General features: G+C 75.0%; 7 protein-coding genes (1 of these 7 cut by a window edge). All 7 read right to left on the reverse strand.

Annotation, left to right across the window (positions count from 1 at the left end):
• Tightly spaced (each overlapping or abutting the next), the 7 genes in view from ACV530_RS03750 to ACV530_RS03780 form a layout consistent with a single transcriptional unit that may run on beyond the window.
• Positions 1 to 1,455, reverse strand: a complete 1,455-nt coding sequence (locus tag ACV530_RS03750; protein WP_494330758.1) for a glycosyltransferase family 2 protein — start codon at positions 1,453 to 1,455, stop codon at positions 1 to 3.
• Entirely contained in the window at positions 1,448 to 2,425 is a 978-nt protein-coding gene (locus tag ACV530_RS03755; RefSeq protein ID WP_494330759.1) for an NAD-dependent epimerase/dehydratase family protein, read from the reverse strand. The genes ACV530_RS03750 and ACV530_RS03755 overlap by 8 nt, the downstream gene beginning before the upstream one ends.
• A complete protein-coding gene (locus tag ACV530_RS03760; protein WP_494330760.1) occupies positions 2,422 to 4,245 on the reverse strand; it encodes a condensation domain-containing protein in 1,824 nt (607 codons plus the stop codon). The genes ACV530_RS03755 and ACV530_RS03760 overlap by 4 nt, the downstream gene beginning before the upstream one ends.
• Positions 4,232 to 12,208 (reverse strand): amino acid adenylation domain-containing protein, encoded by a 7,977-nt coding sequence (locus ACV530_RS03765; RefSeq protein WP_494330761.1) that lies wholly within the window; start codon positions 12,206 to 12,208, stop codon positions 4,232 to 4,234. Before ACV530_RS03765 ends, ACV530_RS03760 begins: the two co-directional genes overlap by 14 nt.
• The gene (locus ACV530_RS03770; RefSeq protein WP_494330762.1) at positions 12,190 to 15,555 is read right to left on the reverse strand and encodes an amino acid adenylation domain-containing protein; all 3,366 of its coding nucleotides are present in this window, start codon (positions 15,553 to 15,555) and stop codon (positions 12,190 to 12,192) included. The genes ACV530_RS03765 and ACV530_RS03770 overlap by 19 nt, the downstream gene beginning before the upstream one ends.
• Positions 15,552 to 20,912: a type I polyketide synthase gene (locus ACV530_RS03775; RefSeq protein WP_494330763.1), complete on the reverse strand. Its 5,361-nt coding sequence runs from the start codon at positions 20,910 to 20,912 to the stop codon at positions 15,552 to 15,554. The genes ACV530_RS03770 and ACV530_RS03775 overlap by 4 nt, the downstream gene beginning before the upstream one ends.
• On the reverse strand, positions 20,909 to 23,174 hold the 3' portion of the coding sequence (locus tag ACV530_RS03780) for a non-ribosomal peptide synthetase (protein WP_494330764.1). 911 nt of this gene lie beyond the right edge of the window; the window shows 2,266 of its 3,177 coding nt (coding positions 912-3,177); the start codon falls outside the window, past its right edge; its stop codon occupies positions 20,909 to 20,911. The genes ACV530_RS03775 and ACV530_RS03780 overlap by 4 nt, the downstream gene beginning before the upstream one ends.

Raw genomic sequence — 23,174 nt, forward strand, 5'->3', positions numbered from 1 at the left:
TCACTCCCCCGTTTCCGGGCGGGGCATCACGAAGGTGAGCGCCGCCAGGGTGTCCGTGCCGTCGTTGCGCAGGACGGTCGGCGCGGCGGCGTCATGGACCAGGCACTGCGCGGTGCCCCAGAGCACGGGGGCGCCGTCGAGGCGCACCCGGCACCCGTCGGGGACCCTGAGCCCGTACAGGACGCGCAGCGTACCGTCGCCGACTCCGGGAAGGTCCCGGCTCTCGCCGGGTGGCAGGGCGAGGAGTTCGGCGCGGCCGTCGGCCACGGTGGCCTCCGGGATCGTGGAGAGCAGCGCGGTGGCCAGCGGGTGGGCCTCGTACGCGGCGGCGGTCCAGGCACCGTCGGCGTGGAGGACGGCACCGCCGGACGAGTCCGCGGCGTCGTCGAGTTCGGCGAGCAGCTTGGCGCGGCCGTCGTGCAGGAGGTCGGTGAACCAGAAGTCCGCCGGGTCCAGGGGGGCCGCGGGGCGCTGTGCGATGACGGCGCGGAGCTTGTCGGCCTCCGCCTCCCTCTCGCCCTCGGTGCGCAGGAACAGGGCGTGGTCGGCGAAGGACTTCTCCCTGGTCATCCGGTGCCGCTGGTAGGTGGCGTCGAAGGGGGCCTTGTAGTCCTGGTAGTGGCAGTGCTCGACGAGGACGCCGGGGACGGGGCGGAGCCGGTCCAGGCGTTCGGCGATGTCGAAGACCCATTTCTCGACCTCCCACTGCTGGAAGGCCGTGGGGGTGAAATAGCCGAGGGTGTCGTACCAGGGCCGGGTGACCATGGGGAAGTCGCAGGAGCCCTCAGGGTATTGGCCCGCGTCGAAGTAGAGGCAGAGCACGCCGTCGGGGTGGAGGGCGGTCAGTTCGGTGAGGCGGGCGTCGAGGGCGGCGTCCCAGCCGTGGTCGATGTAGAGCTGGTCGTCGTTGGCCATCATCAGCACGTCACCGGCCGCCTCCTCGGCCAGCCGGTTCCAGGCGCGCGGGACGCCGACGGGCGGGCCGACGCGCAGGACGCACCGCCCGATGCGGCCGAAGCGCCACCGGGCCCGCTCGAACAGTGCCTGGTAGACGGCGCGTTGGGGATCATCGGAGTCGACGTAGAACAGCGCCTCGATGCGGCCGGGGGCGGCGGCGGTGCGGGCGACGCTGTCGAGGAAGCGCTCGACGTTGCCGACGCGCTCGCGGGTCGGGCACAGCAGGGACAGGGCCCGGGGCGGGGTGGCCGCGTGGTACGCGCCGGAGAACGGGAAGCGCAGCCGCGAGATCCGGCGGCGGGGTGCGAGCCGCAGCGCGTGGTCCAGGCTCTGGCGGGCGCGCAGGCTGGCGTTGACGACGCCCACCACCCAGGCGTCCGCGCCGTCCGCCGTGCGCAGGGCGCGGGTGGCGATGTCCTGGAGGTCGCGTCCCCGGAAGCGGGCGGCGTGCCCGAGCAGCAGCCGGCCGAGGTCCTTCAGCGGTGCGCGGTCAGCCATCGGCACTCCTCTCCCCCGCCGCGACCTGCTGGGCGATCCAGGGGTACGTACGCTCCAGGCCCGCCTGGAGCGTGGTGCCGGGCTCCCAGCCGAGCAGTTGACGGCAGCGGGTGTTGTCGGAACTGCGTCCGCGCGGCCCGACCGGCCGGTCGGGGGCGAAGGCGCAGCGCACCTTCTTGCCGGCGACGTGGGCGATCCGGTCGACGAGGGAGGCGATGTCGATGCGTTCCTCGGAGCCGATGTTGAGGGGTTCGGTCACCTCGGAGCGGGCGAGGCGTATCAGGCCTTCGACGCAGTCGTCGATGTAGCAGTAGGAGCGGGTCTGGGTGCCGTCGCCCCAGACCTCGATCTCGCCCTCGTCGCCGTCCAGCCGGGCGACCTTGGTGCAGAGCATGGCCAGCGATTTGGCGCGGGGGCCGTCGAACTCGCCGACGGGGCCGTAGATGGCGTGCAGCCGGGCGATCTTGATGTCCATGCCGTGGCTCTTGCGGTAGGCGTTGCACAGGAGTTCGGTGGTGAGTTTCTCCCAGCCGTATTCCATGTCGGGTTCGGCGGGGAAGACTCTGTGTTCGGCCAGTGGCGGTGCGTCGGGTTCGCGCTGGAGATAGCCGGGATAGACGCAGGCCGAGGAGGTGTAGAGGGTGGTGCGGACTCCGGCCGCCCGGCAGGCCTCGATGGTGCGGGTGGAGATCAGCAGGTTGTCGTGGAGGATCTCGGCGGGTGCCTGGTGGGTCCAGCCGATGCCGCCCATGTTGGCGGCGAGCGCGTAGACGGTGCCGGCTCCGGCGACAGCGCACCGGGCCTGCACCGGGTCACGGAGGTCGACGGTGACGAACTCCTGGGCGGCGGTGGGTTCGTGGCGTGGGTGCGCCAGGTCGACGCCGCGGACCCGGTGCCCGTCGCGGACGAGGCGTCGTACGAGGTGGGAGCCGATGAATCCGCCGGCTCCGGTCACCACGATCAGTGTCACGGTGTCTCTCCCTCAGTCGTCGTGGCCTCGGTCGGGGTGGCGGGCCGGCGTCGTGCCAGGGCCAGCCGGGTGCGGTCCGCCTCCCGGCGGGCGGCGCGGCCGACGTCGTCTCTGCGGGCACGGCCGCGGTCCAGGGCGGCCCGGAGCGCGGGCAGCGGGCGGGCGGGGTCGGCGGTCACCGCCCGGAGGCAGTCGTCGAGGGCGGCGAGCCGGTCCCGTACGTGACCGCCGTCGATGCGGCGGGGGTCGAAGCGGGCGCGCAGCACGGGGTGTTCGCCGGTGGTGGCCTCCAGGACGAGGGGGTAGCCCTCGTCGACGAGGGCCCGGGGCCGCTCCACCCGCAGTCCGCCCGCCTCGTGGCCGTCGGCGATGCGGGCGGGGAAGTTCTCGACGACCACGATGCTGTCGAAGAGCCCGTCGCCCCAGCCGAGGCCGAGTCCGCGCTCGATGCGGCTGAGCGGGACGTGCGCATGCGCCGGCAGGGCGGTCAGGTCGTGCTGGATGCCGTGCAGCCACTCCACGACGTCCTCGGCGCCACCGCAACGGATGTGCAGGGGCAGGGTGTTGATGAACAGGCCCACGCATTCGGTGACGCCGGGCAGGTCGTCGGGGCGGCCGGAGAGGGTGGTGCCGAAGACCACGTCGTCCTGGTCGCAGTGGAGCGAGAGCAGAAGGGCCCAGCCTCCGTGCAGCACGGTGGCCGGGGTCAGCCCGTGCCGGCGGCAGAACGCGGTCAGTTGCCGCCCCGTGGCCGGGGCGACGCGGTGTTCGCGTTCGCCGCGCCGTACGGCGACGACCTGACCGTCACGGCAGCCGGGCCCGGCGACGCGGGTCGGGGCGGGCGCTCCGGCGAGGTGACGTCGCCAGAACTCCTCGTCGACGCCTTCCTGTTCGGCCAGCCGCCGCACATGGCCCGCGAAGGACGGCCGGGCGGACGGCGCGGCGACGCCCCCAGCGCACAGCCGCGCGTAGCAGTCGAGGACGTCACCGAGGACGAGCTGCTGGGACCAGCCGTCGAGGACGAGGTGGTGGTGGGTCCACACGCAGCGGTACGCGCGCTCGTCCTCACGGAAGAGCGCGAGCCGCATCAGAGGGGCGCGGGTGAGGTCGAAGCCCCGCTCGCGGTCGGCGTCGAGGAAGCGGGTGAACTCCTCGTCCCGTACGGCCTCCGGCGTGCCGCGCCAGTCGTACGTGTCGACGGCGACGCGTGCGGCGGGGTCGGTGACCTGGACGGGCAGGGAGCCGGCGTCCCAGCGGAAGCGGGCGCCGAGCGCCGGGTTGGCGCCGACCACGGCCTGCCAGGCGGCCCGGAAGGCGGGTACGTCCAGGTCGCCGGTGAGACGGCAGAAGACCTGGACGACGTAGGCGCCGGGGGTGCTGCCGCCGACGGAGTGGTAGAGCATGCCCTGTTGCATGGGCGTCAGGGGGAGTTCGGCCGCATGCATCTCCGGTACTGGTTCAGGCGGGGCCACCGGAACGGAGCGCTCGGCGACCGCCTCGAGGGTACGGGCGTCGAAGAGGTCCTGGGCGGCGACGGCGAACCCGGCGTGCCGGGCCTTGGCGACGACGACGATGGCGTGGACGGAGTCGCCGCCGAGCGCGAAGTAGTCGTCGTCGGCGCCCACTTCGCGGACCTCCAGCACCTCCTCCCATACGGTGGCGAGGACGCGTTCGGCGTCGGTGCGGGGCGGGCGGTGGGCAGGCCGCTCCTCGGCCGGGACGCCGCCGAGGACATCCCCGGGGTCGTCGGCGAGCCACTGCGCGAGCAGGGCGCGCCGGTCCTCCGACAGACCGGCGATGCGGTCGTCATGCCCGGACATCGTCACCTCCTGGTGCGGGGAGGCCCTCGCGGAGGGCCGAGGCCGCCTCGGCGTCCGTCAACGCCTCGACCCTGTCGAGCAGTTCGGCCAGCCGCCGCTCCCGGGCGGCGCCGTCCAGCCGGTCGTGGTCGACCTTGCCGTGGGGCGTGGTGGGCAGGGCGGTCAGCCGGACGAGCCGGGCGGGAACCGCGTACGGGGGCAGCCGGTCGGCCAGCAGGGCGGTCAGTTCGCGCTCGGGCGGCGGGGCCGCCGGGCCGGCCGGAACCCAGTACGCGACCAGCCGGCGCCCGCCCCCGGCCACCGGCCGGTCCACGACGGCCGCCTCGCGCACCCCGGGGTGGGCGGCGAGCACATGCTCGGCTTCCCCGGGCTCGACGCGGTGGCCCCGGATCTTCACCTGGCGGTCGGCGCGCCCGGCCAGCAGCAGGACGCCGTCCGGCCGGTGCCGCGCGAGGTCGCCGGTGCGGTAGCGGCGGGCCCCGTGCGCGTCGGGGTCGGGGACGTAGGCGACGGCGGTGGCCGCGGGCCGGCCGAGGTAGCCCCGGGTGACGCCCGCGCCGCCGACGTACAGTTCGCCGAGCACCCCGGGGGGTGCGGGCAGCGCGTCGTCGACCACGCGGGCGGTGAGCCCGGGGACGGGGGTGCCGACGGGGATCGGCTCCTCGCCGGTGACGACGTCGTAGGCGACGTCGTGGGCGCAGCAGCCGACCGTGGTTTCGGTGGGGCCGTACTCGTTGACGAGCGTCGCGCCGGGGGCGAACGACCGCAGTGCGCGGACGTGCCCGGCGTGCAGCGGTTCGCCTCCGGCCACGACCGTGCGCAGCGCGGTCGGTGCGGTGAGCCGGTGGCCGAGAGCGGCCAGGTGCGCGGGGGTGATCTTGAGCAGGGTGTGGTGGCCGGCGGCCAGGGCGTCGCCGAGGGCGGACGGGTCGTCGGAGTCGGCCAGTTCGACCCGCCCGCCCGCGGCGAGGGGCGCGAGCAGTGCGGTGACGGTCAGGTCGAAGGCGAGCGACGAGTGGACGGGTGACACCGTGTCCGGGCCCAGGCGGTAGCGGTCGACCGCCCAGCGGAGGTAGTGGGCCAGGGCGCGTTGGGGGACGCCGATGGTCTTGGGGGTTCCGGTGGAGCCGGATGTGGCCATCACCGCAACCAGGTTCTCGGGGTGGACGGGCACGGGGGCCAGGGGTGCGCCGAGGTCGGCCGGGTCCACGACGGGCAGTCCGCAGGTGCGCAGCGGGGTGTCCGCGTCGGCGGGCAGGACGAGCAGGCGTGCCCCGGCCTCGGTGAGCACCTGCCGCTGCCGCCGGGGCGGATGGGCCGGGTCGAGCGGGAGGTAGGCGGCACCGGCGTGGAGCACGGCGAGCAGCGCCACGACGGTGTCGGTCCGGCGGCGGGCCCAGATCCCGACGACGGTGTCCGGCCCCGCACCGGCGGCCCGGAGCGTCGTGGCCAGCCGGGCCGCTCGGCGGGCGAGGGCGCCGTGGCTGGTCTGCCCGTGCTCGTCGGCGAGGGCGATCCGGTCCGGGTGCGCGGCGGCCGGGGCGGTCAGCAGGGCGTGGACGGACGGTTCCCCGCGCTCGCTCACCTGGACAGGGCGATGTTCCGTCAACGGGGCATCGCGATAAGCACGGTGCGGATGTCCGGCGGCTGCCGTGAGCGCCCGCGCGTAGTACGCGGCGTACTCCTCGACCTGGGCGTCGGGGAATTCGCGCGGGTCGGACTCCAGCAGCAGGCGCAGTCCGCCGCCGTCCACGGTGTCGACGTTGAAGTGCGCCGTGAGCGGTACGTACGTCTGGTCGGGGGCCTGAAGGCCGGAGACCGTCATGCCGTCCAGGCCGGCCAGTTCGCGGTAGAGGCGGAAGTGGGTGAAGACGAAGAGGGTGTCGAAGAGTTCGGCGGCCCCGGTGTCGCGCTGGGCCTGGACGAGCGGATAGCGGCGGTACTCCCCCGTGCGCGCCTCGGCGGCGTGTGCCGCGCGGGCCAGGTCCGCCCAGCTGCCGCCGTCGACGCGCTGCCGGAGCGGCAGGATGTTGTTGAACACTCCCACGATCCGGTCGCCGTCGTGCCGTTCGGGACGGCCGTGGGTCTCGACGCCGGTGATGACGTCGGGATCGCCCGACAGCGCCCGCACGACGCGCAGGTGGACGCCGAGCAGAACGTGCTTGAGCCCGACGCCGAGTTCGGCGGCCAGGTCCGACAGCGCCGTGGCGACACCGTCCTCGACCGGCACCACGCGACGATGCCGACGGAGCCCCTCGTCCGGTGGCGGGACCGGCCGGCGGGGCAGGGGGTGGGGCCGGGCGCCCGCGAGCTCGCGCCGCCAGAACTCCCGGTGCGCGGGGTCGTGCCGGGCGGCCCGCTCCAGGGCGACGAACGTCCGGTAGCCGGTGGCGGGGGCCTCGAGGGGTGCCCCCCGGTAGTCGCGGAGGAGTTCGGTGAGCACGATGGCCACACACCAGCCGTCCAGGGCGAAGCTGCTGACGGTCAGCCGGAATCCGTCGGCACCCGCGTCGTGGGCGGTGAAGCGCACCAGGGGCCCGGCGGCGACGTCGAAGGGGCGGGCGCGCTCGTCGTGCAGCCACGCGTCGAAAACGGCCGGGCCCGGGTGCGCCAACACCTCCAGTGGAGTGGGCAGTTCGCTCCACACCAGCTGCGCGGGCTCGTCGTACGAGACGAGGTCGAAGGAAGAGCGCAGATAGGGGTGGCGCCACAGCAGTCGATCCACTCCCTCGGCGAGGAGCTTGTGGTCCAGCGGGGCGGAGACGGCGACGCTGGTGACGTAGACCTCGTAACTGGGATCCTGCTCGCGGTGGAAGAGAACGGCGCGCTGCGCCATGGACATCGGGTACGCGTCCTCCAGGCCGGGGCGCCCGGCAGCTTCGGGGCAGAGCGCGAACGGCGCGGGGTCGGCGGGCAAGTCGCCTCCGCACGGCCCCTGTTCGTCGAGGTGGCGGGCGAGGGCCCGTACGGTCGGCAGGCGCAGCAGGTCGGTGACGGTCACCGGCAGCCCGGCATCTCGGCAGGCCGCGACCACGCCGAGCGCCCGGACGGAGTCGCCGCCCAGCGAGTAGAAGTCCTGGTCCACGCCGACGCCCGCGCGGCCGAGGCGGTCGGCCCAAACCCGGGTGAGGAGGCGCTCGGTCCCGGTGGACGGCGGCTCGCCTCCGTCCGGTGCGGGGGCGGCCGGGCGGGGCAGGGAGCGGCGGTCGAGCTTGCCGGAGGCGGTGAGGGGCAGCCGGTCCAGCAACGTGACGGTGGCGGGCACGAGATGGCCGGGCAGCAGCTCGCGCAGCGCGTCCCGCAGTACGTCCGCCGTCGGAGCGGAGGCGGTCGGCACCACGTACGCCGCCAAGGCGCCGTCGTGGGCGACGACTGCGGCGGCGGCGACGCCGGGCAGGGTGCGCAGCACCCCGGCGGTCTCCCCGGGCTCGACCCTGATGCCGCCGACCTTCACCTGGTCGTCGGTGCGCCCCCGGAACATCAGCGCCCCGTCGGTCCGGCGCCGGACGAGGTCCCCGGTGCGGTAGCGGCGCCCGCCGCCGGGTGCGGGCAGGAAACGGACGGCGGTGCGGGCGGGGTCACCGAGGTAGCCGCGGGCGAGGCAGTCGCCGCCGAGGTACAGCTCGCCGGGCACCGGGCGGGGCAGGGGCCGCAGCCGCTCGTCGAGCACGGCGGCGGTGGTGTTGGCGATGGGCAACCCGATGGGGACGGGCCCCGGTTCGGCCGGGCGGCAGTGCCAGGCGGTGACGTCGACGGCGGCCTCGGTGGGCCCGTAGAGGTTGTGGACCTCGGCGTCGAGCAGCCGGGCGGCACGGTCCGCCTCCCCCGCCGAAAGCTCCTCGCCGCTGCACACGACGCGGCGCAGGGCGGGCAACGGGGTGCCGGAGCGGTCCAGTTCGGTGAGGAAGGGGGTGAGTACGGAAGGCACGAAGTGGACGGTGGTGACGGCCTCCCGGGCGAGGAGCCGGGTGAGCCGGTCGGGGTCGCGGTGGCCGCCGGGCGGGGCGAGGACGAGCGTCCCTCCGGCCGTCAGGGGCCACAGCAGCTCCCACATCGAGACGTCGAAGGTCACCGGCGTCTTGTGCAGGACCCGTTCGCCGGGCGTCAGTTCATAGGTCTCCTGCATCCACAGCAGGCGGTTGACGATGGCCCGGTGCGGGACGAGGACGCCCTTGGGGGTGCCGGTGGACCCGGAGGTGTAGATCAGGTATGCGGCCTGCTCGGGGTGTACGGGCGCCGAGAACCGCTCACTGCCGCTGCTCGCTTCCCGGATGGTCAGCGCACGCACACCGAGCCGCGTCGCCGCGGCGTCGGTGAGGACGAGGCGTGCCCCGGCGGAGGCGACGGTCGCGGCCAGCCGCTGTGGCGGGTCCTGCGGGTCCAGGGGGAGAACGACGGCTCCGGCGTGCAGGATGCCGAGATAGGCGACGGGCAGCCACGGTCCGCGCTCGGCGAGGACAGCCACGGGCTCCTCGGGGCCGACCCCTTCGCGGCGGAGCCGGGCGGCGAGGGAGGTGGCCGCACGGTGCAGGGCAGCGTGGCTGAGGTGGTGTGCGGTGCCGTCGTCGACGGGCGCGACGACGGCCGTACTCCCGGGGTGGCGGCGGGCTGCTGCGGCGGCCAGGCCGTGCAGGGAGGTGGTGGGACGCGGAACGCGAGGGCCGGTGAGGGGCCGCTCGTCCCCCGTCAACGCGAGGGATTCCACGGGCGCTTCGGGTTGATCGGCCGCCGCCCGCAGCAGCTGGACCAGCGCCTCGCCCAGCGCGTCGATCGTGGCCTCGGTGAACAGATCGGTCCGGTATTCCCAGACCCCTGTGATCCCGTCCCCGATCCGGGCCATGTGCAGGGAGAGGTCGAGCTGCGACCACCGGCGCTGCAGCGGCAGCGACTCCATGTCGAGCGCGCCGACGCGCAGCCGCCCCGGGACGCCCAGCGCCAGCGCGCGGTATCCGTCGGCCTGGTCGCCCAACTCCCCGTATTCGCGCTGGAACACGAACAGGCTCTGCACGAGCGGCGGGCGGTCCGGTGTGCGGTCAGGTGCCAGCCGGGAGACCAGCGGCCCGAAGGGGTGTCCACCGTGCTCGACCGCCCCCAGCACGGTCCGCCGGGTGCGCCGCAGCAGATCTGCGAACGTCTCGCCGGGCTCCCGGGTGGAGCGCAGTGGCACGGGGTTGACCAAGTAGCCGACGGACTCGGCTGCTTCGGCGGTGTCGCGCCGGGCGAGAAGGGTGCCGACGAGGAGGTCGGGCTGTCCGGTGAGGCGGTGCAGCAGCAGGTCGTAGCCTGCGAGCAGCGCGGTGAAGAGGGTGCAGTGGTGGCGCCGGGCGAGCGCAGTCAGCCGCGCGGTGAGGTCCGGGGGGAGCCGGAAGGTGCGGGTGGCTCCGGCGAAGGCGCGTACGGCGGGACGCGGGGCGTCGGTGGGCAGGTCCAGGACGGGGGGTACGCCGTCGAGCGCCTGCCGCCAGTACGCCCAGTCGTTGTCCACCGTCGGCTCGCACAGCGGCAGTTCGGAACCGGAACTGCCGCAGGAGCGGGCGAGGTCGGTGAGCAGCACCACCAGGGACCAGAAGTCGGCGACCAGGTGATGCGCCGCGAGCAGCAGGACGTGGCCGCCGTCCCTGCGGAAGAGCGTGAACCGTACGGGCGGTTCGCCGCCCGGCAGGTCGAAGGGCCGGTCGCCCAGCGCGGCCAGACGCGCCCGGAACTCGGCATCCGGCAGGCCGGCGGCGTCGCGTATCTCCAGTCGCGGCCCGCCCGGCCCGGTCCGGCACACGGGCTCGCCGTCGCGGACCGCGAAGCGGGTGCGCAGCGCGGGGTGGCGGCGTACGACGCGGTCGAACGCCTCCGCCAACTCCCGCTCGTCGACGGATCCGTGAAGGGTGAGGGCGCGGACGAGGTGGTAGGCGGCCGCGTCCGGGGCGAGGGCCTGCTCGTACCACAGGGCGCGCTGCCCGTCGGTGAGCGGCCGCCACACGCCGGGCTCCGGGGGCCCGGACGGCTTCACTGCCCGGGGTGCGGCGAGGACGTGCTCGGCGAGTTGCCGATAGGTCAGGTCGCCGAGGAGGGCGGTGGCGGGCAGGGTCACGCCGTAGGCGGCCTGGATGCGGTGGTGGAGGTGGAGGGCGGCCAGCGAGTCGAGGCCGAGGGCGCTCACCGGCTCGTCGGGGTCGGGCGGGGATCCGGCGAGGCCCGCGCGGGCGGCGGCGTTGTCCCGCAGCGCGGTGGCCAGGGTCTGCGGGTCGGTGGTGACCGGCAGTTCGGGCTCCGGGCCGTGGTCGGCGGCGAGCCGGACGGCCGTGTGGACGGGCAGGGAGCCGTCGAGGAAGGCGGTGCGGCAGTGGCCGCGGCGCACCTTGCCGCTGGTGGTCTTGGCGATGCCGCCCCGGCGGAGCACCACGAGGGTGTGCGGGGCGATGCCGTGCCGGTGCGCGAAGGCGGCGCGGACGGCCTCGGCCACTGCGGGCGGGTCGGCGGCGCGGTAGGAGGTCAACTCGCAGCAGAGGACGAGGCGTTCCTCGCCTTCCTCGGGCACGGTGAACGCGGCCGCGCAGGTGGGACGGATCGCCGGGTGGGCCTCCTCCGCCGTCCGTTCGAGGTCGTGCGGGTGGTGGTTCTGGCCGCGGACGACGACGAGGTCCTTGAGGCGGCCGGTGAGGTACAGCTCGCCGTCGTGCACCGCGCCCAGGTCGCCGGTCCGCAGGTAGGGGCCCTCTCCGCTGCCGGTGAGGCGGGCGGCGAGCAAGGGCCGGGACTCCCGGGGGCGGCCCCAGTAGCCGCGCGCGATGCCCGGCCCGCGCACCCAGACCTCGCCGACCCGCCCGTCCGGGCAGACGCGGCCGGTGGCGGGATCGACGACACGGATGCCGGTGTCCAGGCCGGGGGCGCCGTTGCCGACGAGTTCGGCTCCGGGTTCCCCGGGGCCGGCGGGCCGGACGTACCCGGCGCGCAAGGCGGCGCGGTCGGCGGTCAGGGTGCGGGGCGGGCGTCCCTTGGTGCCGGAGGCGACGAGCAGGGTGGCCTCGGCCAGCCCGTAGGTGGGGAAGTGCGTGCCGGGCGCGAAACCGTGCGCGGCGAAGCGGTCGTCGAAGCGGCGCAGGGTGTCGGCGCGTACGGGCTCCGCACCGTTGTAGGCGACCCGCCAGCGGGACAGATCGACCCCGGCCAACTCGTCGTCGCCGATGCGGTCGACGCACAGGTCGTAGGCGAAGTTGGGGCCGCCGCTGGTGTGCGCGCCGTAGCGGGAGACGGCCCGCAGCCAGCGCGCGGGGCGCTGGAGGAAGGCCAGGGGCGGCATCAGGACCGACAGGGAACCCAGATAGAGAGGTTGCAGCAGGTTCGCGACGAGGCCCATGTCGTGGAAGAAGGGCGCCCAGCCGACGAAGACGGAGTCCCGGTCGTGGCCGCAGGCCGCCTCGATGGAGCGCTCGTTGGCGAGCAGGTTGCCGTGGGAGACCATGACGCCGCGCGGCTGCCGGGTCGACCCGGAGGTGTACTGCAGGAAGGCCAGCCCGTCCGGGCCCGCCCCGGGGTCGCGCCAGCCGTCGGCGGCGGAGTCGGGGATCCCGGCAACGTCCAGCGTATCCGGTCCCGTTGGGGCCGCGGCCAGGGCGAGGGCCGGGCGGGCGTCGTCGCGGATGCCCGCCAGCCGTTCGGCGCTCGGGCCGGGGCGCGGCTCGTCGCAGGGCACCGCGACCGCACCGGCGTACAGGCAGCCGAGGAAGGCCTGGACGTACTCCGCGCCCGAGGGGTAGGCGATGAGCACGCGTTCACCGGCGAGTCCACGGTCCTGGAGGACGGCGGCCACGGCGCGGGCGCGCCGGTCGATCGCGGCGAAGGTGAGGCGGACGGTCTCCGTCTCACCGTCGGGCAGGAAGGCGTAGGCGGGACGGTCCGGGGTCAGCGCGGCATGCCGGCGGGCGACGTCGACGATGCTGCGCGGCGGGCTCATTCGGGACGCGGGCATGCTTCCCCTCCCCTTTCCTGTCCCATCGCCTCGGCTCCCATCGCCTCGGCCTCCTCGAGGGCGGCGAGGATCGCGTCCCGCTCGGCGCGTTCGCGGAAGTCGTCCACGACCGTGGCGAGCGCCGCGATGTCGAGGGCCTGGTAGACCCGGCGCACGGGGAGGTCGACGGCGAACTCCTCGACCACACGGGAGTGGAACTGGGTGACCATCAGGGAGTCGCCGCCGAGGTCGAAGAGGTTGTCGTGCACCCCGATGGTGGCCGGTGGCACCTTGAGCAGGGCGGCGAGGAGCCGGGTGAGTGTTCGCTCGGTCGCGGTGCGCGACTGCTGTCCGGCGGGCGGGCGGTGGGCCGCGGGGTCGGGCAGGGCCGCGGTGTCGACCTTGCCGTTGCGGGTCAGGGGGATGGCGGCGAGGGGGACCACGGCGGCCGGTACGAGGTAGCGGGGCAGCCGCTCGGCGAGATACACGCGGAGCCCTGAGGTATCCGCATCGCCCGTGACCACGTAGGCGGCCAGGTAAGTACGGTCGCCGTCGGTGCGCGGGACGACCACGCAGTCGCGGACGGCCGGGTGGGTCAGGGCGGCGGCCTCGGTCTCGGCGGGTTCCACCCGGTATCCGCGGATCTTCACCTGCGCGTCGGAGCGGCCCAGGTAGCCGAGTTCACCGCCGGGCAGGAGGCGTGCGAGGTCGCCGGAGCGGTAGCGCCGGGCGCCCGGGCGGTCCCCGGTGCCGTCGGGCAGGAAGCGCAGGGCGGTCAGGCCGGGCCGGCCGAGGTAGCCGCGGGCGAGCCCGACGCCGCCGACGAACAGTTCGCCCTGTCCTCCGGTCCCGGCGGGCCGGCCGTGGCCGTCGAGGACGTCGACGTGCTGTCCGGGCAGGGGGACGCCGATGGGGCTGCCGGTCCGGTCGGCGGCCGTGAGGCGCCGGGCGGTGACGTGGACGGTGGTCTCGGTGATGCCGTACATGTTGACGACGGCCGGGCGCCGGTCGCCCACGGCCTCCCACCACGGCGCCAGGCGGGCGGGGTCGCACGACTCGCCGCCGAGCACGACGAGTTCGAGCGCGGCCGGCGGGGCCAGGGGCAGGGCGGCGGGCAGGAGGTGACGGAAGGCGCCGGGTGTCTGGCTGAGGACGGTGACCTGCTCGTCGCGCAGGAGCGCCCACAACTCATCGGGGGCACGGGCGGTGTCCGGTGGCACCATGACGAGCCGGCTGCCGCCGGTGAGCGCGCCCCACACCTCCCAGACGTGGAAGTCGAAGGCGGCCGAGTGCGTTGCCGACCACGTGCCGGATGCCGCGGCCTCCGCGGGCAGAGCTTCCCGGCAGGCGGCCAGCAGGCCGGTGACGTTGGCGTGGGTGACGAGCACGCCCTTGGGGCCGCCGGTGGAGCCGGAGGTGTAGACGGCGTAGGCGAGACTGCCGGGCCGGGCCTCATGGCCGACCGGTACGGGGGCACCGGCCGGGAGGGCGGCATGGACGTCGATGCGCTGGAGCGGCGGGAGTTCTGTGTCGGAGACGATCAGCTTCAGGCCCGCGTCGGCGGCGACGACGGCACGGCGCTCGGCCGGGTCGCCGGGGTCGAGGGGCAGGAAGGCTGCACCGGAGACGAGCACGGCCAGGGCGCCGATGACCCACTCCGGGCCCGGGGGCAGGCACACACCCACGAGTTGTTCCGGTCCGGCGCCGTGCGCGCGCAGGACGGCCGCGAGCCGACGGGCATGCCTGAGCAGCGCGCCGTAGCTGAGCTGCACTCCCCCGCCGCCGACCGCGATGGCGTCAGGATGCCGGGTGGCGGCCTCGGCGACCAACTGGTGCAGGCAGTCGCGTCCTTCGCGCTCCCGGTGCGGAGACGGGGGCCTGCGGCGGGAAGTGGCCGGGGCGTCGCGGTCCGCGAGGGCGTCCTGGAGCCGGGCGAGGATCTCCTCGGCCGTGGAGTCCGTGAGCCGGCCGGGATCGTACTCCAGGGCCAGAGCGATGGAGCCGTCGGGCCGCTCGGTGGCAGTGAGCGCCAGCGGGAACTTGGGCGCCACAGGCGGCGAGGGCAGCGTCTCGGCCTCCAGCCCGGGCAGGTCGACGGCGGTCCTCGGGGTGTTCTGGAAGGCGAACGACGCCGAGAACAGCGGATGTTCGGTGAGGGACCGTTCGGGCCGCAGCACCTCGACCAGGCGCTCGAGGGGGACGTCCGGCCCGTCGAGGACGTCCTGCACGTCCTGCTGCGCCCGTGCGGCGAGCCGGGTGAGCGGTTCGAGGGCGTCGATGGTCAGGCGCAGGGGGACGATACCGGCGAAGCAGCCGATCAGCGGCTCCAGTTCGCTGCGGGACCGCCCGGCCACAGGCACCCCCACGACCAGGTCGCGCTGCCCGGACAGGCCCGTGAGAGCGAGCCCGTAGGCGGCCAGCAGCAGTGGGAACAGGGTCAGGTGCTGTGAACCGCCCAGTGCGCGCAGCTCCTTGACGAGTCCTGCGGGAAGGTCCGACCGGCGGACGCCGGCCGTCATGCAGGGTTCGGCGGTTGGCGGGCCGAGCAGGTCCAGGCCGGGCGGGGCGCCGGCCAGTCGCCGCGCCCATGCGGCGAGTCGCTCGGCGCACGCGGGTTGCTCGGCCTGCTCGCGCTGCCAGGCGGCGAAATCGGCGTATTGCAGAGGGAGTTCGGCAGCTCCGCTCGGCACGCCCGCCGTGTGGGCACGGTAGTACGTGCCCAGTTCGCCGAGCAGGACGCCGAGGGACCAGCCGTCGGCGGCGATGTGGTGGCGGGTCAGCAGCAGCCGGTGTTCCCCGGGGGCCAGCCGGACGAGCCGGGCCCGCAGCACCGGTCCGGTGGCGAGGTCGAAGGGCCGCCGCGCCTCCTCGGCGGCCAGCCGGGCGAGGACGGCCGGACGGTGACGGTCCTGGAGCCCGGAGAGATCGGCCAGGGGAAGCTCCGGGGGATGGAAGGGGTCGACGACGGGCCGGGGGCGTCCGCGGCTGATGGCGTAGCGGGTGCGCAGCACCTCGTGGCGGAGCGTCACTCGGGCGAGGGCGTCGCGCAGGGCGGCCGGGTGCAGCGGCCCGTGGAGGGCGATCTCCAGGGGGATGCTGTACGCGGTGTCGCCGGGGTGGAACTGGTGGAGCAGCCAGAGCTGTTCCTGGGCGAACGACAGCTGCGCCGGTCCGTCGTGGCGCGGGATGCGCCGCTCGGCGCGCAGGTGGGCGAGGAGTTCGTCCCGGTGGGCGCGGATCGTCGCGAGCAGGCCCTCGGTCAGGACGCCCTGGGGAGCACGGCAGCGGAGCTGGTCACCGTCTGCGGTGAGGGTGACCTGCCGGCCGCGGAGTTCGGTGAGGAGGTCCGTGAGGGCGGGCGCGGTCAAAGGATCGCCTCTTCCTGGTCGGACGGTGCGTCGCCGGGCCGTTCGACGGTGGCGGCGAGCGCCGCGACGGTGGGTCCGGCGAACATGCGGGCCATGGGGATCTCCACTCCGTAGGAGTCCCGCAGGTGCGACAGCAGGCGCAGGGCGAGCAGCGAGTCGCCGCCGAGGGCGAAGAAGTCGTCCTCGGTGCCGACCTGTTCGAGGCCGAGCAGGTCGCGGAACCAGTCGGCGATGACACGCTGGGCGGGCGTCTTCGGTGCCTCGTACGGTGCGGTGAGGGCGTCGCGGTTGCGGGCTGCGGCCGGGGTGATGCTGAGGCCGCCGATCACGGTGAGGTGGTCGTCGGTGGTGTACGCCTCGTGCCGGGCGAGGAGTTCGCCGAGGTCGCGGGTGGACACGAGGACGCCGGGGCCGGTCTCGGCGGCGAGCAGCCGGGCGAAGAGGTCGACGCCCTCCCGTGGGGCGATGGCGCCGAGGAGGTCCTCCCCGGGCGGTACGGGCAGGTCGGCACCGGTGCCGTACCGCTCGGTCAGGCGGCGCTGGGCGGAGGCCCACATGCCGGACTCCTGCCAGTCGGTCCAGGCGATCGCGAGCGTCCTGCCGGGGCGGCGGGCGGCGCGGTGGGCGGCGAAGGCGTTGAGGAACTCGTTGCCCGCGACGTAACCGACCTCGCCGAACTTCAGCTTGTGCAGAACCGTGCCGATCGAGGAGCACAGGACGAGGAAGTCCGGCTCGCGGCCGGCGAACACCTCGTCCAGGACGAGCGCGCCGGTCAGTTTGGCGGCGACGGCGGCGTCGGTGGCGGCCCGGTCGCGGCGCTGGATCATGCCGGCCGTGTCGGGCACCCCGGCCGCGTGCACCACGCCACGGATGGGGCCGTGGGTGCGTTCCACCTCGTCCACGAGGGCGCGCATCGCGTGCCGGTCGGTGAGGTCGGCCCGGCGCAGGAGCACGGTGCCGCCCGCGTCGGTGATGCCGCGCAGCCGCTGGACTATCGCCGCCTCCGGGTGCGTGGCGGGGAGGTCGTCCCACTCGGCGGGACCGGGGAAGGGGCGCCGGTGGGTGAGGACGACGGTGCCGGGGGTGCGGCCCAGGAACTCCGCGAGGTGCAGCCCGATGCCGCCGAGTCCGCCGCAGACGAGGTGGACGCCGCCGGGCGTCAACGGGCCGGGTTCGGGCAGCGATTGGCGCGTCCAGGAGGGGACGAAGCGGCGCCGGCCGCGGTGGGCGGTGACCGTGCTCTCGCGTGCCGCGCCGAGTTCCGTGAGGACGAGCGCGGCCAACCGGTCGGCATCGGTGCCGGGTTCGACGTCGAGGGCGGTGCACGCGATCCACGGGTACTCGCGGGGGATCACCTTGACCGCGGCGGCGACCGTGGCGTGTTCCGGGTGCGTCAGGTCGTCGCCGAGCACGTCCTGCGCGCCGGCGGTGACGGCGACGATGCGGACGGGGTGCCGGTCCTCCAGCGCGCCGAAGGACCGGGCCAGGTCGAGGAGAGTGTGCATGCCCGCGCTCTGGGCGGCCGGGGCGGTGTCGGGGCCGATGGGCCCGGTCCGGTGCAGGGCGTCCTGGAGGGGGCCGAGGTGGACCGCCAGCCGGGTGGCGGGGCCGGGGGCGTCGGCCACGGTGACCGGGACACCGGCCGCCTCCAGCCGGGCGGCGACGGCCTTGGCCAGATCGCCTTCGCCCAGCAGCAGACAGTCGCCCGTCAACGCGCTCCGAACCGGCGGTGGTTCATGGCGCCAGCCGGGGGCGTAACACCATGTGCCCACATCACGGGGCCCCGCCCCCGCCCCCGCCCGGGCCAGGATCAGCGCGGCGTCCCGGGGGCCGGCGGGCGGGACGAGTACGTCGGTGTCGGCGAGGCCGAGGTCCGGTGCGGCCAGGAGCGTGCGCCAGGCGTCGGCGTCGAGCAGCGGGCCGTGGGTGCGGTGGTCGGTGTGGTGCCACCAGCCGTCGGTCAGGCCCCAGATCATGGTCAGCCAGGGGTCGTCGGCGGTGGTCTCGGTCAGGGCGAGGGTGCCGTCCGGGGCCAGGAGCGAGCGCAGCCGGGCGAGGGTGAGCAGCAGATCGGGGGTGGCGTGGACGACGTCGAGGCCGCACACGAGGTCGAAGTGCTCGCCGGAGAAGCCCTGTTCGCCGGGGTCGCGGGAGATGTCCAGGACCCGGGTGCGCACGAAGTCCAGGCCGCGCCGGGCGGCCTCCTCGCCGAGCCCGGCCACGAAGTGCCGGGAGATGTCGGTGGCGTGGTACTCGAGCCGGCCGGGGGCGCGGGTGACCAGGGCCTGGGTGAGGTTGCCCTCCCCCGCGCCGACCTCCAGGACACGCAGCGGCCGGTCGCGGCCGGCGGCGAGCCGGTCGAGCAGGGTGCCGGTCAGCCGGGCCAGCCGCCCGGCCGCGCGGTGGTCGGCGGTGCGCTCGCCCAGGGTGCGGCGCAGCAGCGTGCTGTCACCGCCGGGGTAGAGCACGTCCAGTGCGGCGCCCGGGGTGGACAGGGCGTGCGGGTAGCCGTGGGCGCAGTGCACGAGGAGTTCGACGAGCCCGGCGAAGGGCGGGTGGGCGGCGGTCAGTTCGGCGGCGATGACCTCGGCGGTTGGCCCGTCGGCGGCCAGGGTGCGCAGGAAGTCCAGGAACGGGCGGAATTCCGCGAGTACTTCGCGCTCCCCCGGCGTGGCGAGGTATTCGCGGGCGAGGGCCGCACACAGCCGGTTCAGGCCGTCGCGCAGTCCGGTCCGGTCGTCGATGCCGACGGGCGGCGGGTCGTAGGCGGCGAGCAGTCCGGCCCGCGGGTCGTCTTTCGCACCGGGTGCGTCGATCCAGTGCCGGGTGCGCTGGAAGGGGTGGCCGGGCACGGTGGTCCGCCGGGGGTGGCGCGGGCGGTGGAAGGCGGCCCAGTCGATGTCGCAGCCGGATTGCCAGAGTTGGGCGACGGCGCGGGTCAGCGCGGTCGCCTCGTCCGCACCGGGCGGCAGGCAGCGCACCGCGGGTCCGGCGACGCGGCGGGCGAGGGAGGTCAGCCCGGCGTACGGCCCGGTCTCGGCGAACGCGACGGGGCCGAGGTCGGTGCAGCGCCGCAGTCCGTCGGCGAAGCGGACGGGCCGGCGCATCTGGTCGAGCCAGTACGCGGGCGAGGTGACGGCCTTGTCGGCCCAGTCGCCGGTGAGGCAGGACAGATAGCGCAGCCGCCGGGGCGGGTTGAGCCGGATACACCCGAGAGTTGCCCGGAAGTCGTCCAGTAGGGGTTCGACGGCCGCCGAGTGGAAGGCGTGTGCGGTGGCGAGGGCGGTGGTGGGCACTCCGCGCCCGGCCAGGGCGGTGGCCAACTCCCGTACGGGCTCGGGCGGGCCGCTGACCACGCAGCGGCCGGGGGCGTTGAGGGCGGCGAGCTCCACGCCTCCGCCCAGCAGCGGTTCGAGGTCCTCCGCGGGGAGCGGGACGGCCAGCATGCGGCCGGGCGGCATCCGGTGCTGCAGTTCGGCCCGTGCGCGGACGAGCGTCAGCGCGTCCGGCAGGGAGAGCACACCGGCGAGGGTGGCGGCGACGTACTCGCCCAGGCTGTGCCCGAGCAGGGCGGCCGGTTGCAGGCCCCAGTCCATCAGCGTGCGGGCGAGGGCGTACTCGAGGGCGAACAGGGCGGGTTGTGCGGTCCTGATGTCGCCGGTCGCCCGCAGGTCGACACCGCAGGCATCGACGTGGCTGCGGAACAGCGGCACTTGGTCGTACAGGTCGCACCCCATGCCCGGCGTGGCGGCGCCTTGCCCGGGGAGCAGGAAGACCGCCTGCCGTCCCGCTACAGCCTGTTCACCCGTCGCCTCGCCCAGCAGCCCGGCGGCCTCGGGGAGGCTGTGGGCGACGACGGCGGCGCGGTACGGGAAGGCGCGGCGCCCGGCGAGGGTGGCCGCGAGGTCTGCGAGGGAGGTGTCCGGTTCCGGCGGTGTCCAGGCGGCCATGTCCCGGAGGGCGGCCGTCAGCGCGGCGGGGGTACGGGCGGACACGACCAGCGGCACGGCGGCGCCCCCGTCAACGTCCATGTCCTGCACGGCCGGTGGTTGCTCGAGGACCACATGGGCGTTGGTGCCGCCGATGCCGAAGGAGCTGACCCCGGCGCGGCGGGGGTGCCCGGCCTCGGGCCACCGCATGGTCTCGGCGTTGACGTGGAAGGGCGTGGCGGCGAAGTCGATGGCGGGGTGGGGTGAGCGGTAGTGCGGGCTGCCGGGGATGATGCCCTCGCGGACCGCGAGCACGGCCTTGATCAGCCCGGTGATGCCCGCGGCGGCGTCGAGGTGGCCGACGTTGGACTTCACCGACCCCAGGGCGCAGAAGCCGGTGCGGCGGGTGTGGGCGCCAAAGGCCCGGGTGAGTGCCTCGACTTCGACGGGGTCGCCCAGCCGGGTGCCGGTGCCGTGTGCCTCGAGGAGGCCGACGGTGTCGGCGGGGATCCCGGCGACGGCCAGCGCCTCGGCGACGGCGGCGCTCTGGCCGGTGACGCCGGGGGCGGTGTAACCGACCTTGTCCGCGCCGTCGTTGTTCACCGCAGAGCCGAGGATCACGGCATGGACGCGGTCGCCGTCGCGCCGGGCGTCGGCGAGCCGTTTGAGCAGAACGAGTCCGATGCCGCTGCCGCCCACGGTGCCGTTCGCGCCGGCGTCGAAGGGCGCGCAGCGTCCGTCGGGCGCGTAGATGCCGTCCTCGGCGTACACGTACCCCTGGCCCTGCGGCACTTGGAGGGAGACACCTCCCGCCAGGGCCGTGTCGCATTCGTGGGTGAGCAGGCTCTGGCAGGCCAGGTGCACGGCGACGAGGGAGGAGGAGCAGGCGGAGCCGACCGCGTAACTGGGGCCGGTGAGGCCGAGCTTGTAGGAGACGGTGGTGGCGAGGAAGTCCTTGTCGTTGTGGACGATCAGCGGGAAGCCGCCGAGCAGGCGCTGTGCGGTGCCGCCGGGCAGGACGTTGCGGACGAGGTACGAGCTGAGGCTCGCGGAGAGGAAGACTCCGGTCGTGCCCCCGGTCGCGGCCGGGTCGTAGCCGGCGGTGTCGAAGACGTGCCAGGCCTCTTCCAGGCACAGCCGGTGCTGCGGGTCCATGACGGCGGCCTCGCGCGGCGCGTAGCCGAAGAACTCGGCGTCGAAGAGGGCGATGTCACCGAGGACGCCCTCGGCGCCGACGAACCGGGGGTGGTTCACCTGCTCGGGGTCGCGTCCCCGGGCGAGGAGTTCGGCGGCGGTGAAGCGGGTGAGGGAGTCGGTGCGGTCGAGGAGGTTCTGCCAGAAGCGGTCGACGCCGTCGGCGCCGGGGAACCGGCCGCCGAGGGAGATCACGGCGATGCGGTCGTCGCCAGGTAACTCCGTGTCGCTCATCGGCGCCCTCCTCCCCTGCGGCGTGCGGCCGTTGCCGTGCGCCGGCGGTCGGCGCGCCGGGCCGCCTCGGCGAGGGCGTCGTCGGCCGTGTCCTGGCCGTCCCGGTGCCGTTCGACGAAGGCGGCCAGGGCGGCGACGGTCGGCAGCCGGAAGACGTCGACGAGCCGGAGCCCGGGGTGGATCTCGCCGGCCAGTCTGCGGTGGAGGCGCAGGAGGCTCAGCGAGGTGCCGCCGAGGTCGAAGAAGGCCTGGTGGATGCCGATTTGTTCGGCTTGTTCGGTGCCGAGCACCTCGCCCCAGATCCGGGCGATCGCCTTCTCCGCCGAGGTGCGGGGCGGGGCGTACGCGCCGGGGTCGGGCCGGTGGCCGTCGGCCTGCCGGGCGAGGGCGGCCCGGTCGGTCTTTCCGTTGGCGGTGTGCGGCAGGGCGTCGGCCACGATCAGCGCGGAGGGCACGAAGGCGGCGGGCAGCAGGGAGCGCAGGGCGGCGAGCGTGGTGCCGGGGTCGACGTGCTCGCCGGGCAGGGGGCTGACGAAGCCGACCAGGCGGTGGTTCTCGGGTCCGGTCCCGGCGACCACGACGGCGGCCTCGGCGACCGGTGCGCACTGCCGCAGGGCGGCTTCGACCTCGCCCAATTCGATGCGGACCCCGCGCAGTTTGATCTGGTGGTCGGCGCGGCCCGCGAAGAGGAACGCGCCGTCGGGGCGGCGTACGGCCAGGTCCCCGGTCCGGTAGAGCCGGGAGCCGGGCGGCCCGTACGGGTCGGGCCGGAAGGCGTCTGCGGTCGGGCCGGGGCGGCCGAGATAGCCGCGGGCGGGGGCGGTGCCGCCGATGAGGAGTTCGCCGAGGGCGCCGACGGGAACCGGGCGGCCCAGCGTGTCGGCGGTCCGGACGCGGGCGGGGCCGATCGCGGTGCCGATGGACGGTGCCTCGGCGCAAGGCGGGGGGATGAGGGCGGCGGTGGCGTAAGTGGTGGCTTCCGAGGGCCCGTAGAGGTTGCGGACGGCCGCCCGTGGCAGGCGGGCGTGGAGGCGTCGTACGAGTTCGGCGGCGAGGGGCTCGCCCGCCAGGTTGACCGCCGTGAGGGAGTCGGGCAGTCCGTCGGCGTCCAGCAGGGCGGCCGCGGCGGACGGCACGGTGTTGAGGAGGGTGGCGGCCGGGGCCCAGGGCAGGCCGGCCACGTGCAGGGCGCTGTCGGCGAGGACGACGGTGCCGCCGTGGGCGAGAGGCGCGAACATCTCGAAGACGGACAGGTCGAACCCGGTGGAGGTGGTGGCCAGGACGGCCGTCAACTCGCCCGATCCGAAGGCCTGTCCGGCCCAGTGGAGAAAGGCCGCGGCGCTGTCGTGCTGGATGGCCACGGCCTTGGGGCGGCCGGTCGAGCCGGAGGTGTGGAGGAGGTAGGCGAGGCTGCCGGGCAGGTCGGGGCCGTGGTGGTCGGCGTCGTCCCCGGGACGTGCCGGGGGCGCGGGCCCGTCGACGTGGTGGACGGGCAGACCGTCGGGTGCCGGCGGGGTGCCGAGCGCGGTCTCGGTGAGCAGGAGCGAGGCCCGGGCGTCGGCGAGCATCAACCGGGCTCGTTCCGGCGGCAGTCCGGGGTCGACCGGCAGATAGGCGGCGCCCGTCTTGAGCACCGCGAGGAGCGAGACGAGGAGTTCGGGCCCGCGCTCCAGCCGTACCCCGGCGACCTGTTCGGGGCCGAGGCCCGCGCGCCGCAGCAGTGCGGAGCGCCGGTTGGCGCGGGTGTTGAGCGCCCGGTAGCTGAGGTGTGCGGTGCCGCAGGCCACGGCGAGGGCGTCGGGACATCGCCGCGCGGTGCGTTCCACCAGCCGGTGCAGCGGACGGTGCGGGGCGGCCGGTACCGCGGCTCCGGCGAGGCGGCGGGCCTCCTCCTCCGTCAGGAGGGGAAGCCGGCTCAGCGGGGTGTCCGGTGCCCGCAGGGCGGCGGTCAGCAGGGTGCCGAAGTGCCGGGCGAACGCGGCGACTTCGTCGGGGTGGCCGTGCCCGTGCTCCGCCTCGAGGATCAGCCGCAGCCCGTCGGGGGTCTCGCTCGCGGTGACGCTCAGTTCGTACTTGGCGGCGGGTGCCGCCACGGGCACGACGCGGCTGCGCACGCCCGGCAGGTCCGGGGGTGCCGGGGGGCGTTCATGGGCGAGGAGGATCTGGAAGAGGGGGCTCAGGTCCGGTGTGCGGTCGGCGCCGGTCGCCTCGACGATGTCCTCGAAGGGGGTGGTGCGGTGCTCGAGCGCTCCGAGCAGTGTC

This window comes from Streptomyces sp. SX-6, assembly GCF_059089585.1.